Source organism: Microbacterium sp. (genome assembly GCF_031180975.1).
In the GTDB taxonomy this organism is placed as follows: Bacteria; Actinomycetota; Actinomycetes; order Actinomycetales; family Microbacteriaceae; genus Microbacterium.
The window spans coordinates 222885-238329 of sequence record NZ_JAPSLI010000002.1; the positions used below are offsets into that span (position 1 = coordinate 222885).

Below are 15445 nucleotides of genomic sequence, written 5' to 3' on the forward strand. Positions count from 1 at the left end.
CCGCGGGCCTTCGCGGAGTCGAAGAGGAGCGTCGATGCCGATACTGCCGAGCATCACCGGACCGCGGGACCTCGACCGGCTCTCGACGGCGGAGCTGAACACGCTCGCCGAGGAGATCCGTGCATTCCTGATCGAGAACGTGTCCAGGACAGGCGGGCATCTGGGGCCGAACCTCGGCGTCGTCGAGTTGACCATCGCACTGCACCGGGTCTTCTCGTCGCCGGACGACCCCATCATCTTCGACACCGGCCACCAGTCCTACGTGCACAAGCTGCTCACCGGCCGCCAGGACTTCGACGGGCTGCGCTCCCGCGGTGGGCTGGCCGGGTACCCGCAGCGCTCGGAGAGCCCGCACGACGTGGTCGAGTCCTCGCACGCCTCGAGCTCGTTGAGCTGGGCGGACGGCGTTTCCCGCGCCATGACGGCCACCGGCCGCGCCGACCGTCATGTCGTCGCCGTCGTCGGCGACGGGGCGCTCACAGGCGGCATGACCTGGGAGGCGCTGAACAACATCACCGACGACAACGACCGCAACCTCGTGATCGTCGTCAACGACAATGGCCGCTCCTACGCACCCACCATCGGTGGCATGTCCCGCTACCTCAACCGCGTGCGGACGGCTGCCGCCTACCGCGAGATGCACCGCAAGTCGGACCGGCTGTTCCGCACGTTCGGGCCGCTCGGGCGGGCGGTGTTCCGCGGCGTCCGAGGCGGCACGCACGGGTTCCTGTCCCGCTTCACGAACAACGCCGCGCTGTATTCCAATCTCGACATCAAGTACCTGGGGCCGGTGGACGGGCACGACATCGAGGCCCTCACCGAGACCCTCCAGCTCGCGCGCGAGTACGGTGCTCCGGTGATCGTGCACGCCATCACCGAGAAGGGTCGTGGCTATCAGCCCGCCAGGGACGACGAGGCCGACCAGTTCCATGCCGTCGGGCGCATCGACCCCGCCACGGGCGGCTCGCTGTCGATGTCGTCATCGCGCGCCTGGACGGACGTGTTCGCGTCGGCCCTGGTGGGGGTCGGGGAGCGCCGGCAGGACGTCATCGCGATGACCGCCGCGATGCTCCGGCCCACCGGCCTCGCGCCGTTCGCCGAGCGGTTCCCCGACCGCGTCTACGACGTGGGGATCGCCGAGCAGCACGCGGTGGCGTCTGCCGCCGGTCTCGCGTTCGGCGGCCTGCACCCGGTCGTGGCCATCTACGCGACCTTCATGAACCGCGCCTTCGATCAGGTGCTCATGGACGTCGCGCTGCACAAGGCCGGCGTCACGTTCGTGCTCGATCGTGCCGGGGTCACCGGACCCGACGGTCCCAGCCACCACGGCATCTGGGACCTGGCCATGCTGCAGCTCGTCCCCGGCATCCGCATCGCCGCCCCGCGCGACGCCACCCGCCTGCAGGAGGTGCTCGACGAAGCGGTGGAGGTGCGCGATGCCCCGACGGTGATCCGCTATCCGAAGGGCGCCATCCCGGCCGACATCCCCGCCGTGCGGCGGCTGTCGGACGGCGTCGACGTTCTCGCGCAGGACGACACCGAGGACGTGCTGCTGGTCGGCATCGGTCCGTTCGCCTCGCTCGCCCTCGACGTCGCGGAGCGGCTGCGTGCCCAGGGCATCGGCGCGACTGTCGTCGACCCGCGCTGGGCGATCCCGGTGCAGGAGTCGATCGTCGAGCTTGCGGCGCGTCATCGGCTGGTGATCACGCTCGAGGACGGCATCCGGGTCGGCGGCATCGGCACCCGCGTGCGGCAGGTGCTGCGCGAAGCGGGCATCGACACGGCGGTGGACGAGCTCGGAGTGCCGGACGAGTTCATAGACCACGCGTCCCGTGAAGAGATCCTCGCCGATGCCGGTCTGACCGCCGCGAAGATCGCCCACGACGTGGTGGCACAGGTGTTGGGGCGGCGGGTGCCCATCGCCCGCCAAGGGGATCACACCGGCGCGATCGAACTGCCGGTGCACGAACAGCGCTAGACCCGCCGACCGCGCTGCACGCGCCGCGCCGCCCAGGCCCAGCCGGCGGCCGCGGCGACAGCGGCCATGGCGATGATCCACAACGCGGTCGGGGTCATCAGTGCCGTGAACTGCGGCCGCGACGGCGTCATGACGAGCACTGCGACGGTGCCCGCCAGCGCGCCCAGTGCCCCAAGCGCGACCACGTGCAGTGCCACGCGCGTGACGCGCGTCAGCAACCGGCCCAGCAGCCACGCGGCAGGGGCGGCGAAGAGCACCGTGAGGCCGGAGGCGATCGCAACGATCGGCAACCCGTACAGGACGAGCGCGGTGACCGCCTGGTCAGGGGGACTCGCGGACGTCAGCCCCTGGGCGACGAGGAAGACCGACGTCTCGGTGAGGAACACCAACCAGGCGGCGATCATACCGCGGCGCAGGTCGCGTGGGCCGAATGCCATCACCGCCCCCTGCTGGTACGTCATGCTGCGAGATCACCTGGAACGTTCAGTTCAGTGCGTGCAGCGCTCCGAGCGCCGCAGCCGGTCGATCCGCGTCGCGGAGGGCTCCTGCCAGGAGATAGCCGTCTGTGAGGGCGTCGCCGGTGACCATCACGCGCAACAGCTCCACCCCGCAGGTCTCGCGCACCTGTGCGGCGCATGCGGCGAGCACGCGCGCGCTGATCTCGTCGTTGTGCGGCAGCTCGGTGCCCTCCATCAGCCGGATGGTGTCGCGCAGCGCGGCACCGACGATGTTCGACGCGCGCTCCTTGACGTTGACGACGTCCAATTCGAACACCCGAAGATCGCGACCGGTCGCGATCGGGCGCCACTCGAACGAGGCATGCACCCGGTGCTGGTGTCCGCCGGCGCCGGTCATCTCCCGTGCCGGCAGATCCGTGGCGCGGCAACGGACGTCGACGAGCCGGTACCAGTAGAACAACGGGAACGCGCCGTGCGAGCCCGGGGCGAGGACCACCACCTCGCCGACGGTGCCGGTCGCGGTGCGCCTGCGCGGCGGACGGTTGCGGATGATCGGTTTACCGTTGCGCGTGCGGATCGCCGCCCAGCCCTCGTCGACTGTGACGACGAAGAGCTTCAGCAGCGCGGGCACCACGAGCAGGATGGTGAGCACCGCCGTCCCGGTCTTCAGCAGGCCCGACATCCCCCTGCCGCTGAGCATCGTCACGAGCATGTCCATGAGTCCACTGTGCCGCCTGCGGCGGACCGTGAAGCCCGCAGACCGGCCTGCCGCCGAGGAGTTCATTCGCTGTTCGACGCACGTTCCACAGCGTTTCCGCGCACGGAAACGGGCGGGAGGCGCATCGCCCCCCGCCCGTCACACCCTCCGCTCAGCGGTGCGCGACACCCCGGATCGGCGGGTGGTGGAACGTGTCGCCGAACACGCGCTCGGACGCCCCTTCCCGGTCCAGGTACGGCGACGCACCGCCGTCGATGAACGGCCAACCCGCGCCGAGGATGAGGCACAGGTCGATGTCCTCCACCTCGGGCACCACGCCCTCGTCCAGCATGATGCGGATCTCCTGTGCGAGGCCGTCCTGCACACGCCGGAGGATCTCCTCAGCGCTCACCCGGGTCGATCCGACGGCCGGCTTGATCGCCTTCTCGGCCGCCTTCGACCAGCCGGTGACGCGTCCGCCCTTGTCCTTCTCCACGACCTGCTCGAGCTCCGCCAGCGCGTGGAAATTCTCGTTCGCATAGAACCGGTCGGGGAAGGCGCGCACCATGGTGTCCTGCACGTGCGCGGCCACCTTCCAGCCCACCAGATCGATCAGCTGGAACGGTCCCATCGGCAGTCCGAGCGGCGCGAACGCCTTCTCGACGTCAGCGATGGGCGTGCCCTCGTACACGGCGCGCGCGGCCTCGCCCATCACCTTCGCCAGGAGCCTGTTCACCACGAAGCCGGGGGCATCCGCGGTGAGCACCGCGTTCTTGCCGAGTCCCTTCGCGGCCACGAACGCGGTTGCGAGCGCCTGCTCGTCGGTCGCCGGCGTCTTCACCACCTCGATCAGCGGCATCACCGCGACCGGGTTGAAGAAGTGGAAGCCGACGAGGCGCTCCGGGTGCGCCAGCTTCGCGCCGATCTCCTCGACGGACAGCGACGACGTGTTGGTGGCGAGGATGGCGTCCTCGGCGACGATCTTCTCGATCTCCCCGAAGACGGCCTGCTTGACCCCGACCTCCTCGAAGACGGCCTCGATGACGAAGTCGCAGTCCGCGTAGAGGCTCTTGTCGGTCGTCCCGGTGATCAGAGACCGCAGCTTGTTGGCAGTGTCCCCGTCCACCCGACCCTTCGCCTCGAGCTTGCCGATCTCGTCGTGGATGTGGGCCACGCCCTTGTCGACACGCGCATGGTCGAGGTCCGTGATCAGCACCGGCACCTGCAGCTTGCGCACGAACAGCAGCGCGAACTGGCTGGCCATGAGGCCCGCGCCGATGACGCCCACCTTGGTGACCTTCTTCGCCAACTGCTTGTCGGGGGCGCCCACGGGCCGCTTGGCACGCTTCTGCACCAGATCGAAGGCGTACATGGACGCCGCGAACTGGTCGCCGGTGACGAGGTCGGCGAGGGCCTCGTCCTCCCGCGCGAAGCCCTCCGCCTTCGTGCCGCTGCGGGCCTTGTCGAGCAGCTCGAGGGCCGCGTACGGTGACTTCGGCACCGTGCCGATCTTCGACTCCAGCATCCCGCGCGCCATCTTGATGGCGATCGGCCACTTGGTGAGTCGCTCGATCCGCCCCGGTTCGTTGCGTCGTTCCACCTTCCGGCCGCCGAGCACGGCGTCGGCCCACGCGAGCGAGTTCTCGAGGAAGTTCGCGGGCGAGAAGATGGCGTCGAAGATGCCGAGCTCGAAGGCCTGCTGCGGCTTCAGCATCCGGTTCTGCTTGAGGGGGTTGGAGATGACCACCTCGAGCGCGTTCTCGATGCCGATCAGATTCGGCAGCAGGTAGGCGCCGCCCCAGCCGGGGATGATGCCCAGGAACACCTCCGGCAGCGCTACCGCCGCGGCCGACGCGTCCACGGTCCGGTAGGTGGAGTTCAGGGCGATCTCCAGACCGCCGCCGAGCGCCAGTCCGTTCACGAACGCGAACGAGGGCACGCCGAGCTCGGACAGCGAGCCGAGCACCTTGTGGCCGAGCTGCGCGATGAGCCTGGCGTCGTCGCGTGAGCGCACCTTGCTGATGTCCGACAGGTCGGCGCCGGCGGCGAGGATGTACTGCTTGCCGGTGATGCCGACGGCGTGGATCTCACCCGACGTCGCCCGCGACTTCAGCGAGTCGAGCGTCGCGCCCAGCTCCAGCAGCGTCGCGGGGCCGAGCGTGTTGGGCCGGGTGTGGTCACGACCGTTGTCGAGGGTGATCAGCGCCAGCACTTTGCCGGATGCCAGACGGATGTCGCGCACCGGGGAGTGCGTGACGACTTCGCCCTCGGCCAGCGCCTTCAGGGGAGAGAAATCGACGTCTTCGTAGCTCACTTCTTCTTCTTTCCGTCGTAGAACGGGTTCTCCCAGATGACCGAGCCGCCCTGACCCAGGCCGACGCACATGGCGGTCAGGCCGTACCGGACGTCGGGGCGCTCGGCGAACTGTGCGGCGAGCTGGATCATGAGTCGCACCCCGGATGCCGCCAGCGGGTGACCGATCGCGATCGCACCGCCCCACTGGTTGACGCGCGGGTCGTCGTCCGCGATGCCGAAGTGATCCAGCAGCGAGATCACCTGGATGGCGAAGGCCTCGTTCAGTTCGAACAAGCCGATGTCGTCGATCGTGAGACCGGCCTTCTTGAGCGCCTTCTCGGTGGACGGGATCGGGCCGATGCCCATGATCTCCGGCTGGACCCCGGCGAACGCGAACGAGACCATCCGCATCTTGGGCTTCAGGCCGAGCTCCTTCACGGCCTGCTTCCCGGCGAGCAGCGACATGGTCGCGCCGTCGGTCAGCGGCGACGAGGTGCCGGCCGTGACGCGCCCGTGCGGGCGGAACGGGGTCTTCAGCGCCGCCAGGTCCTCCATGGTGGTCTGCGGGCGGCGACCCTCGTCCTCGGTGGCGAGGCCCCACGCGCCGTCGGGCCCTTTCACCGCGACCGGCACGAGGTCGGGCTGGATCTTCCCGGCGTCGTACGCCGCCTGCACCTTGTGCTGGCTGAGCATGCCGAACCGATCGGAGCGCTCCTTGGTGAGGTGCGGGAACCGGTCGAAGATCCGCTCCGCGGTGACGCCCATGTTCAGCGCACCCGGGTCGACCATCTTCTCCGCGACGAACCGCGGGTTGGGGTCGGCGTTGCCCCCGATGGGGTGGTGCCCCATGTGCTCGACCCCGCCGGCCAGTGCCAGGTCGTACATGCCGATGCCGATGGACGCGGCCATGGTGGTGACGGAGGTCATGGCGCCGGCGCACATGCGCTCGACCGCGAGCCCGGGCACGGTCTGGGGGAGACCCGCCAGGATCGCCACCGAGCGGCCGAGCGTGAGGCCCTGGTCTCCGGTCTGGCTGGTCGCGGCGATGGCGACGTCATCGATGCGGTCCGCAGGGACCTCGGCGTTGCGCTCCATCAGCCCGATGGTCGCCTTCACGGCCAGGTCGTCCGCGCGGGTGTTCCAGTACATGCCTTTTTCGCCGGCGCGCCCGAACGGGGTGCGCACTCCATCGACGAAGAAGACGTCCGAGATCTCGGCCACTCTGCCTCCATAGGTTGGGATGATCTCAGCCTATGGACGGGCGGGAAGCGCCCGGAATCGGTTGGGTCGAACCTACGAAGCGTCCTCGGCGGGCTCCGCGGGCGATTGCATCGCTTCTACAAAGGCTTCAGCGATCTTCTGTGCAGTGTGCGCAATCTGCCAGGGGCGGGCCCCGAGCTTCTCCAGCGCTGCGGCGATCGACTCGGTGTCGAGGCCGGGCGGCTGCCACGCCAGGCGTCGCAGGTGATCGGGGGTGAGAAGGTTCTCCGTCGGCATGTGCAGCTGCTCGGCGATGGCTTCGACCGCCGGGCGCGCCGCCTTCAGGCGTCGATCGGCTTCCGGGTTGCGTTCCGCCCACGAACGCGGGGGCGGGAGCGTGTCGCTCGGCACCCGTTCGCGAGGGAGATCCTCGGTCTCCCGGCCGCGCACGATGGCCTGCCACCAGCGGTCGAGCTGGCTGCGGCTGGCACGACCGTTGAAGTCGCTCAGGCCTGCCAACGCCTGTTTGCTCGGGGGAGCCGCGAGAACGGCCGCGAGCAGCGACCGGTCGGGCACGAGCCGCCCGGGGGAGACGTCCATCTGCTGCGCGTACTCCTCGCGCGCCGTCCAGAGCTCGCGCGCGACGGCGAGGTTGCGGGCCCCGCGCACCCGGTGCAGACCGCTGAGGCGGCGCCATGGCTCCTCGCGAGGCGGCTTCGGCAGTCGTGCGAGGGTGGCGGCGAACTCCTGCGCGGCGATCTCGGACTTGCCCGCCTCCGCCAGCTCGGCGGCAAGGGCGTCCCGAACGTCGACGAGGTGCACGACGTCCAAAGCCGCGTACTCGAGCCATGCCGCCGGCAGCGGGCGCGTCGACCAGTCGGCCGCCGAGTGCTCCTTGGCCAGTGCCACCCCGATGGTGTGCTCGACGACGGCGGCCAGACCGACACGCTCCAGGCCCAGCAGCCGTGCCGCGAGCTCGGTGTCGAAGATGGACGGCGGCTCGAGCCCGAGCTCGCGCAGCGACGGAAGATCCTGGCTGGCGGCGTGCAGCACCCACTCCTCGCCGCCGATGGCGTCCTGGAGCGCACTGACGTCGCCGATCGCGGGCGGGTCGAAGAGGAACACGCCGGCGTCGCGGCGGAACACCTGCACGAGGTAGGCGCGCTGCGAGTAGCGGAACCCGGAGGCCCTTTCGACGTCGACCGCGACAGGGCCGGCGCCTGCGGCCAGTGCCCGACAGGCGTCGGCGAACTCCGTGCGGTCCTCGATCACGGAGTATTCAGCCACGGCCGCCCTTTCTCGCGCCGAACACGGCGACGTTCTCGGATCCGGGCGGCAGGCCCGCCAGCATCCCCACCAGCTCCGCCCATGCTTCCACATGCGGCCGGATCGGTCCTTCAGGCGTCCATGACGCGCGCAGCTCGATCTGCGCGCCGTCGCCCTCGCCCGACAGCCCGCCGAACCCCTTCGACAGCATCTTCGTCGAGGTGCCCGACGCGGAGTGGTACACCGCGTTCCGCGACTCCAACGCGTCCACCAGCCAGGACCACGCGACATCTGCCAGCAGCGGATCCGTGCCGATCTCCGGCTCCAGGGGTGCCTGCGCGAACGCGACGATCCGCCACGGGCCGTCCCAGGCGCCCGGCTCATCGGGGTCATGCAGCAGCACGAAGCGTCCAGTGCCGTACACCGAATCACCGTGATCGTCCGGGCGCACATCGGCCGCGAGGGCGATCGAGAACGGTGCGAGACCTGCGGGAGAGGGGATCTCCCTGACGACGATGTCGGAGCGGAAGACCGTCTCGCGCAGCTGAACGGCGGCCTCTTCGAAGAGCGAGGCGGCATCCGGGTGTGCGGTCACGTGGACAGGCTAGAGTCAGGAGGCGATGAAGAGTCTCAGGCACGCCGTAGCCGTCGCCGTCCCCGCCCTCGCGGCCGTGGGCGCCGCCGCGGCGATCCTCTCCACCGCGCGGCATGTCGTGCGACCTACGCCACGGGCCAACGACACCCGGATCATCGCCGTCGACACGGGGGCGCAGACGATCGAACTGAGCCGCACCCTCGACACCGAGCTGCCGGGTCGCTACGGCCTGTTCACCTCTGGTACCTACGGGTACGTCAAGCTCGGTGCGGTGCTCAGCGCCGACGCGCACAGCGTCCGTCGCAAGCTCTTGACGAAGATCGAGCCCGGCGCACGCGTGGACCGCGACGCGGCGTTCTCCGGGTGGTACTACGTCAGCCCCACCGAGCTGCACCTGCCGTGGGAAGCAGTGAGCATCGGCACTCCGGCCGGCCCGTGCCCGGCCTGGCTCTTCCCCGCGGACTCGAGTACGTGGGTCATCCAGGTGCACGGCCGCGGCACCACCAGGGCGGAGTGCCTGCGGGCGGTGCCGGTGTTCCACGCGCTGGGCCTGCCCACTCTGGTCGTCTCCTACCGGAACGACGGGGAGGCGCCACGCAGCCGCGCGGGCAGCTACACCCTCGGTGCGTCGGAGTGGCTGGATGTGGATGCCGCGATCGGCCACGCCCTGCGACACGGCGCCGACCGCGTGGTGCTGATGGGCTGGTCGATGGGCGGCGCGGTCGCGCTGCAGACCGCGGTGTCCTCCGAGCACAGGTCTGCCATCGCCGGGCTGATCCTGGAGTCGCCCGTCGTCGACTGGCGCGCGGTGCTGCGCTTCCAGGCGGCCCTGAAGGGATTGCGCGACCCGCTGCCCGGGCTGGCGATGACCGCGCTGTCGCGTTCCGTCACGGCGCGCCTGAGCGGGGCGGACCACGCCATCCCGTTCGATCGCCTGGACATGGTCGCACGGGCGGACGAGTTGGAGGCGCCGGTGCTGATCCTGCACAGCGACGACGACGGGTTCGTTCCCACCGACGCGTCGCACGCACTGGCATCCGCTCGGCCCGACATCGTGACGATGCCGCCGTTCTCGGGCGCTCGGCACACGAAGCTGTGGAACCACGACCAGACGCGGTGGACGGCCGCCATCAACGACTGGATGCGCGAACAGGGACTCGCAGTCAGCGCTTCTGCCTGACCTGCTTCTTCACGCGCATCAGCATTCCCGTCATGCCGCCTATCCGCAGCGGCGAGACGGCACGCGTCAGACCGATGCTCTGCGGGAAGTCGTCGGGGATGGCGAGGACCTCGTCGGCGCTCAGACCGGTGACGCCCTGCACGAGGATGCTCGCGAATCCGCGGGTGGTCGGGGCCTCCGGCGGCGCCGTGGCGTGCATCGTGACGATGTCGTCGTTCACCTCGACGTAGATGTAGACCGGCGACTGGCACTCCGCCACGCGCTCGCACATCTCGGGGTGGTTCGCGACCTCTTCGGACACCGGCGGGAGCTCGTTGGCGAACTCCAGCAGCAGCTGCAGCCGCTCGGGCTCGGGGAGCTCGAGGAACTGGTCGCGGAACTCCGCGAGGGTGTCGGGAACGCGCGTCTGGGTCATCCCTGCAATTGTCACACGCTCACAGCGAGCCGGGCTCGGTCCCGGCCACGATCGGCACCCGCACGGCGCTGCCCCACTCGGTCCACGAGCCGTCGTAGTTGCGGACGTTCTGGAAGCCGAGCAGGTGCTTGAGCACGAACCAGGTGTGGCTGGAGCGCTCACCGATCCGGCAGTAGGCGATGACCTGGTCTGCGTCCGTGACGCCCGCCTCGTCACGATAGATGGCGTCCAGCTCAGCGCGGGACTTGAAGCCGCCGTCCTCGGCGACCGCCCGCGCCCACGGCACGCTCTTCGCCGTCGGGATGTGACCGGCGCGCAGCGCGCCCTCCTCGGGGTAGGCGGGTGCGGTGGTGCGCTCACCGTTGTACTCCTCGGGGGAGCGGACGTCGATCAGCGGACCGGTGCCGATGAACTTCAGCACATCGTCCTTGTAAGCACGCAGCACCGAGTCGTCCCGCTCCACGACCGGATAGTCGGTGGGCTCGGGCGAGGGCACCTCGGTGGTGAGCTCGCGGCCCTCGGCGATCCAGCGGTCGCGGCCCCCGTCCAGCAGCCGGACGTCCTCGTGGCCGAACAGCGAGAACACCCACAGGGCGTACGCCGCCCACCAGTTGTTCTTGTCGCCGTAGATCACGACGGTGTCGTCGCGCTTGATGCCCTTGCGGCTGAGCAGCTCGGCGAAGCCCTTGCCGTCGACGTAGTCGCGGACCACCGGGTCGTTGAGCTCGGTGTGCCAGTCGACCTTCACCGCGCCGGGGATGTGTCCGGTCTCGTACAGCAGCACGTCCTCGTCGGACTCCACGACCACGAGGCCGGGCTCGCCCAGATGTGCGGCCAACCAGTCGGTGCTCACGAGACGTCCGGGCTCGGCGTACTCGGCGAACTTGGCGGTGGTGGTGTCGAACTCGACGGTCACGGAGGCTCCTTGAGGGTGGAAGGGCGCGGAGGTGAGGGACGGCGTAGTGTTGATCCGTCCCTACGACGATAGATCCCCTCGGGCTGGCCCGCATCCGGATCGTAAGACTTCGACACAGGAATCGGATGACTCAGACGACCACCACCGGCATCGTGCACCTGACCGACCGCACCCCGTCGGTCACCGGCACGGAGATGCTGGCGAGCCTGGTTCCGCCGCCGCAGTTCGACGACGCCACCTTCGAGAGCTATCGCGCCGATCCGGCACACCCCTCTCAGGAGGAGGCCAAGCGGACTCTCCAGCGCTTCGCCGGGCGCGGTGAGCCGGTGAAGCGGACAGGACTGTTCCGGCGGGCCCCGAAGGAGACGCCGATGAAGCCCGGCGTGTACCTCGACGGCGGCTTCGGCGTGGGCAAGACCCATCTGCTGGCGTCGATCTACCACGCGCTCCCCGCACGCCGGAAGTACTTCGGCTCGTTCATCGAGTACACCGCCCTGGTCGGTGCGCTCGGCTACAAGAACACCGTCGACCTGCTGCGCGGCGCCGACCTGCTCTGCATCGACGAGTTCGAACTCGACGATCCCGGCGACACCATGGTGATGACCAGGCTGCTCGGCGAACTGGTCCCGTCCGGGACGAAGCTCGCAGCGACTTCGAACACGCCGCCGAACGCGCTGGGGGAGGGCCGGTTCGCGGCGCAGGACTTCCTGCGCGAGATCCACGCCATGGCCGACAGCTTCCAGACACTGCGGATCGACGGCGTCGATTACCGCCAGCGCGCCATCGACGGGCACGCGGTGGTGCTCGACGACGCCGAGTACGCCCGCACGGTCGCGGATGCCGGCGCCGCCGGCGTCGCATCGGACGACGACTTCTCGGCCGTCATCCGCCACCTGGCCCACGTGCACCCGTCGCGGTACATCCGGGTGATCGACGGCCTCACGCTGGTCGGGCTGCGCGACGTGCGTGTGCTCACCGATCAGTCGGAGGCGCTGCGTTTCGTCGCGTTCGTCGACCGTGTCTATGACGCCCAGATCCCGGTGGCGGCGACCGGGGCGGCGCTGGACGGCGTGTTCAGCGACGAGATGCTGGCAGGCGGGTATCGCAAGAAGTACCTGCGGGCGATCTCGCGGCTGAACGCGCTGACCCACTCGGTCTCGGAGTGATCCGCGCCGCTCACCCGATTTGAGGCGGTCGGGAAGATAAGGCAGCCTAAGTCGTCACCTTCCCCACCCGAGATCGAGGTACCGCGCGTGAAGCGTACGATTCCGACGCGCCTGGCGTTCCTGACCGGAGCCGTCGCAGCGGCGCTGGCCCTGAGCGGATGCGGCGCATCCGAGGTCGTGGACTCCGCGGCGCCCGCCGCAGCCGGCTCCGGCGACACCCAGTATCCGCTCACGATCGAGAACTGCGGTCACGAGGTGGTCTTCGAGGCCGCACCGCAGCGCGTCGCCTCGCTGGACCAGAACGCGACCGAGATCCTCCTGTCGCTGGGTCTCGCAGACCGCATCGTGGGCACCGCATCGTGGACGGACCCGATCCTGCCGAGCCTCGCGGCGGCGAACGAGGATGTGCCGCGCCTGGCCGACAACGCTCCCACGTACGAGGTGCTGCTGGGGTCGGATCCCGACTTCGTGACCGCGTCGTTCGGTCGGCACTATCGGGCCGAGGGCGGGGTCGTGTCCCGAGAGCGCCTCGCCGAGACCGGCATCCCGTCCTACCTGTCACCGACCGACTGCGAGGACGGTGTCAGCATCAACGGCGGCGGGACCCGCACGAGGCCGCTCACGCTCGACGCGCTGTACCAGGAGATCCGCGAACTCGCCGCCGTCTTCGATGTCAGTGACCGCGGGGAGGAACTGCTGGCCGACCTCGAGAAGCGCACCGAGGAGGCGCTGCAGGATGTCGACCTGAACGGGGCGACCGTGGCGTTCTGGTTCGCCGACACAAAGACGCCGTACGTGGCCGGCGGCTTCGGTGCGCCCTCGCTGCTGGCCTCCCTGACCGGCATGGAGAACGCGTTCGCGGACGTGCCCGACGATTGGCCAGCGACGGGGTGGGAGGCGTTCGTCGACGCCGAGCCGCAGATCCTCGTGCTGGGCGACCTGCAACGCGACCGCTTCCCGGGCGACCGTCTCGACGACAAGATCGCGTTCCTGGAGAGCGACCCGCTGGCGCGCACGATGAAGGCCGTGCAGAACCGCTGCTTCCTCGCGCTGCACGGCGCCGAGATGAACCCGTCGATCCGCTACGTCGAGGGTCTGGAGAAGATCCAGGAGTGGGCCCGGGACGCCGGCGAGTGCGTCGCACGGTGACGACGCCCGCCTCCGGCATCCGCTCTGCATCGCGGCGCGGTGGACGCCGGACGGTCCCGTTCGTCCTGCTGACGCTCGGCGGGCTGGCCCTGTTCCTCGGCTCGGTCGCCGTCGCCGTGACCCTGGGGCCGGCAGACATCTCCCTCGTCAACGTCCGCGACATCGTCCTGAACCATCTCGGCATCACCGACATCCCGGTGCGGGTCTCCGAGGACGCCATCGTCTGGCAGGACCGGATGCCGCGGACGCTGGTCGCCGCCGCCTGCGGCGCGGGGCTCGGGGTGTGCGGCGCCATCCTGCAGTCCCTGCTGCGCAACCCGCTCGCCGACCCGTTCATCCTCGGGGTGTCGTCCGGCGCGTCGACGGGCGCCGTGGTTGTCGGGATGCTCGGCCTCGGCGGCACCGCACTCGGGTTGTCGGGCGGCGCTTTCATCGGAGCGCTCGTCGCCTTCGCGTTCGTGCTGCTGGTCGGCCGTTACGCGAACGGAGGAGTGAGCGCGATCGTGCTGGCCGGCGTGGCCGGCACCCAACTGTTCTCGGCGCTGACGTCGCTGGTGATCTTCGCGTTCGCTGACTCCGACGAGACGAGGGGCATCATGTTCTGGCTGCTCGGCTCGCTCGAGGGGATGCGCTGGGACGACGTGCTGCTCACCACGGCGGTCGCCCTCGTCGGCACCGTCATCGCGATGGGCTACATGCGCTCCCTCGACGCCTTCGCGTTCGGCGAGGACATCGCGGCGTCGCTCGGCATCCACGTCGCGCGCACGCGCATCATCCTCCTGACGCTCACGGCCCTGCTGACCGCCGCGCTGGTGAGCGTCGCCGGCGCCATCGGCTTCGTCGGCCTCGTGCTGCCGCACGCGGCGCGCCTGCTGTTCGGTCAGCGACACTCCCGCATCCTTCCCGCGACCGCCGTCCTCGGAGCGATCTTCATGGTGTGGGTGGATGCCGGGTCGCGCGTCATCTTCACGCCCTCCCCGCTGCCCGTCGGTGTCGGCACCGCCATTGTGGGCGTGCCGGTGTTCGTGCTGCTCCTCATCCGTCGGAAGGCGACGCCATGACGCTCTCGGCCACCGACGTCTCCTGGACCCGCGGCGGCGCGCTCGTCGTCGACGGTGTCACCCTGCACCCGCAGCCGGGGCAGACCGTCGGTCTGCTCGGCCCGAACGGGTCCGGCAAGTCCTCGCTGCTGCGGCTGCTGCAGGGACTCGCGCGGCCCGACCGCGGTCTCATCACCCTCGACGGTGACGACATCTCCGGCATCGGCCGGCGAGAGGTCGCGCAGAAGGTCGCCACCGTCAGCCAGCAGGCGGAGACGGATGCCGACATCACCGTCTACGACGTCGTGCGCCTGGGGCGCACGCCCTACCGCGGCCTGTTCGGCGGTGGATCGGCACGCGACGACGCGGTCGTGCGCGACGCTCTCGCCCAGGTGGATCTGGTCGGCAAGGAGGACCGGCTCTGGCATGCGCTGTCGGGTGGTGAGCGGCAGCGGGCGCACATCGCGCGGGCGCTCGCCCAGGAACCCCGCGAACTGCTGCTGGACGAGCCCACCAACCACCTCGACATCCGGCACCAGCTGGATCTGCTACGGCTCGTGACGGGCCTGCCGGTGACCACCGTGATCGCCATGCACGACCTGAACCTGGCGGCGATGTTCTGCGACACCGTCGTTGTGCTGAGCTTCGGGCGGGTGGTCGCGGCAGGACCGCCCGCCGAGGTCCTCAGCGAGGAGCTGATCCACGGCGTGTACGGGGTGCGGTCGCGCGTGACCGCGGACCCCGCGTCTGGCGTCGCGCACATCGCGTTCATCCCCTGAGCACCCGCACCTTTATCGTCCGCCGCCCGGAAGTTCAACCCGCTGACGGCTCGTGCCACGGTCGGCTAGCGTCGGTCGCCCAGGACGACAGGAGGATGCCATGCCGATGACTCCCGACGAGAAGCGCCACGATCAGCTCACCGCCGCGCCCGACGCGACGGAGGAGGACGCCGCACCCCGCGTGAACGTCACGAAGGTCGGCGGCAACACCCGGGTGGACGTCGCCGAGGACGCGGCGGTGCGTCCCGGCCCCGGACCGGGGATGCCGGAGGCCGAGGGGAAGGACGCCGACGCCCGCGGCGAGTAACACG

Annotated in this window: 15 protein-coding genes; 7 read left to right on the plus strand and 8 right to left on the minus strand. The window is 69.9% G+C overall.

Going from position 1 to position 15445, the window contains the following annotated elements:
* The first annotated feature begins 34 nt into the window (after nucleotides 1–34).
* Complete coding sequence (dxs, locus tag RIF65_RS04040; protein ID WP_309064317.1) at nucleotides 35–1978, plus strand: 1-deoxy-D-xylulose-5-phosphate synthase; 1944 nt, start codon at nucleotides 35–37, stop codon at nucleotides 1976–1978.
* Here dxs and RIF65_RS04045 read toward each other — a convergent pair.
* The 6 genes from RIF65_RS04045 to RIF65_RS04070 form a co-directional block, all read right to left on the minus strand.
* Complete coding sequence (locus RIF65_RS04045) at nucleotides 1975–2439, minus strand: hypothetical protein (protein WP_309064316.1); 465 nt, start codon at nucleotides 2437–2439, stop codon at nucleotides 1975–1977. The two genes, dxs and RIF65_RS04045, sit on opposite strands and share 4 nt — an antisense overlap.
* 22 nt (nucleotides 2440–2461) lie before the next feature.
* Nucleotides 2462–3154, minus strand: coding sequence for an SPFH domain-containing protein (locus RIF65_RS04050; RefSeq protein WP_309064315.1), 693 nt, complete (start codon nucleotides 3152–3154; stop codon nucleotides 2462–2464).
* Nucleotides 3155–3305: 151 nt separating this feature from the next.
* Entirely contained in the window at nucleotides 3306–5447 is a 2142-nt protein-coding gene (locus RIF65_RS04055; RefSeq protein ID WP_309064314.1) for a 3-hydroxyacyl-CoA dehydrogenase NAD-binding domain-containing protein, read from the minus strand.
* Nucleotides 5444–6649 (minus strand): thiolase family protein, encoded by a 1206-nt coding sequence (locus tag RIF65_RS04060; protein ID WP_309064313.1) that lies wholly within the window; start codon nucleotides 6647–6649, stop codon nucleotides 5444–5446. Before RIF65_RS04060 ends, RIF65_RS04055 begins: the two co-directional genes overlap by 4 nt.
* A 72-nt stretch (nucleotides 6650–6721) precedes the next feature.
* Complete coding sequence (locus tag RIF65_RS04065; protein ID WP_309064312.1) at nucleotides 6722–7915, minus strand: HRDC domain-containing protein; 1194 nt, start codon at nucleotides 7913–7915, stop codon at nucleotides 6722–6724.
* Nucleotides 7908–8489: a DUF3000 domain-containing protein gene (locus RIF65_RS04070; protein WP_309064311.1), complete on the minus strand. Its 582-nt coding sequence runs from the start codon at nucleotides 8487–8489 to the stop codon at nucleotides 7908–7910. Before RIF65_RS04070 ends, RIF65_RS04065 begins: the two co-directional genes overlap by 8 nt.
* Nucleotides 8490–8514: 25 nt before the next feature.
* Here RIF65_RS04070 and RIF65_RS04075 point away from each other — a divergent pair, with 25 nt between their 5' ends.
* Nucleotides 8515–9669 (plus strand): alpha/beta hydrolase family protein, encoded by a 1155-nt coding sequence (locus RIF65_RS04075; protein ID WP_309064310.1) that lies wholly within the window; start codon nucleotides 8515–8517, stop codon nucleotides 9667–9669.
* On the opposite strand, the gene RIF65_RS04080 is transcribed toward RIF65_RS04075, so the two are convergent.
* Both RIF65_RS04080 and RIF65_RS04085 read right to left on the minus strand, forming a co-directional pair.
* Nucleotides 9653–10084, minus strand: coding sequence for a SufE family protein (locus RIF65_RS04080; RefSeq protein WP_309064309.1), 432 nt, complete (start codon nucleotides 10082–10084; stop codon nucleotides 9653–9655). The genes RIF65_RS04075 and RIF65_RS04080 overlap by 17 nt on opposite strands.
* Nucleotides 10085–10103: 19 nt before the next feature.
* Nucleotides 10104–11000 carry a sulfurtransferase gene (locus RIF65_RS04085; RefSeq protein ID WP_309064308.1) on the minus strand — a complete coding sequence of 299 codons (897 nt, stop codon included), beginning with the start codon at nucleotides 10998–11000 and terminating at the stop codon, nucleotides 10104–10106.
* A gap of 125 nt (nucleotides 11001–11125) precedes the next feature.
* Between RIF65_RS04085 and zapE the strand changes: the two genes are divergently transcribed.
* The 5 genes from zapE to RIF65_RS04110 all read left to right on the plus strand — a co-directional run bounded on the left by zapE (nucleotide 11126) and on the right by RIF65_RS04110 (nucleotide 15441).
* A complete protein-coding gene (gene zapE, locus RIF65_RS04090; RefSeq protein ID WP_309064307.1) occupies nucleotides 11126–12166 on the plus strand; it encodes a cell division protein ZapE in 1041 nt (346 codons plus the stop codon).
* Nucleotides 12167–12253: 87 nt separating this feature from the next.
* Nucleotides 12254–13315 (plus strand): ABC transporter substrate-binding protein, encoded by a 1062-nt coding sequence (locus RIF65_RS04095; RefSeq protein ID WP_309064306.1) that lies wholly within the window; start codon nucleotides 12254–12256, stop codon nucleotides 13313–13315.
* Nucleotides 13312–14376, plus strand: a complete 1065-nt coding sequence (locus RIF65_RS04100; RefSeq protein WP_375142123.1) for a FecCD family ABC transporter permease — start codon at nucleotides 13312–13314, stop codon at nucleotides 14374–14376. Before RIF65_RS04095 ends, RIF65_RS04100 begins: the two co-directional genes overlap by 4 nt.
* The gene (locus RIF65_RS04105) at nucleotides 14373–15134 is read left to right on the plus strand and encodes an ABC transporter ATP-binding protein (protein WP_309064305.1); all 762 of its coding nucleotides are present in this window, start codon (nucleotides 14373–14375) and stop codon (nucleotides 15132–15134) included. Before RIF65_RS04100 ends, RIF65_RS04105 begins: the two co-directional genes overlap by 4 nt.
* A 100-nt stretch (nucleotides 15135–15234) precedes the next feature.
* Nucleotides 15235–15441 carry a multidrug transporter gene (locus tag RIF65_RS04110; protein ID WP_309064304.1) on the plus strand — a complete coding sequence of 69 codons (207 nt, stop codon included), beginning with the start codon at nucleotides 15235–15237 and terminating at the stop codon, nucleotides 15439–15441.
* Nucleotides 15442–15445 lie beyond the last annotated feature (4 nt).

Coding starts and splice junctions, on each gene's coding strand:
- dxs (WP_309064317.1), top strand. CDS start 35: ATGCCGATACTGCCGAGCATCACCGGACCGCGGGACCTCGACCGGCTC.
- RIF65_RS04045 (WP_309064316.1), bottom strand. CDS start 2,439: ATGACGTACCAGCAGGGGGCGGTGATGGCATTCGGCCCACGCGACCTG.
- RIF65_RS04050 (WP_309064315.1), bottom strand. CDS start 3,154: ATGGACATGCTCGTGACGATGCTCAGCGGCAGGGGGATGTCGGGCCTG.
- RIF65_RS04075 (WP_309064310.1), top strand. CDS start 8,515: ATGAAGAGTCTCAGGCACGCCGTAGCCGTCGCCGTCCCCGCCCTCGCG.
- RIF65_RS04080 (WP_309064309.1), bottom strand. CDS start 10,084: ATGACCCAGACGCGCGTTCCCGACACCCTCGCGGAGTTCCGCGACCAG.
- zapE (WP_309064307.1), top strand. CDS start 11,126: ATGACTCAGACGACCACCACCGGCATCGTGCACCTGACCGACCGCACC.
- RIF65_RS04105 (WP_309064305.1), top strand. CDS start 14,373: ATGACGCTCTCGGCCACCGACGTCTCCTGGACCCGCGGCGGCGCGCTC.
- RIF65_RS04110 (WP_309064304.1), top strand. CDS start 15,235: ATGCCGATGACTCCCGACGAGAAGCGCCACGATCAGCTCACCGCCGCG.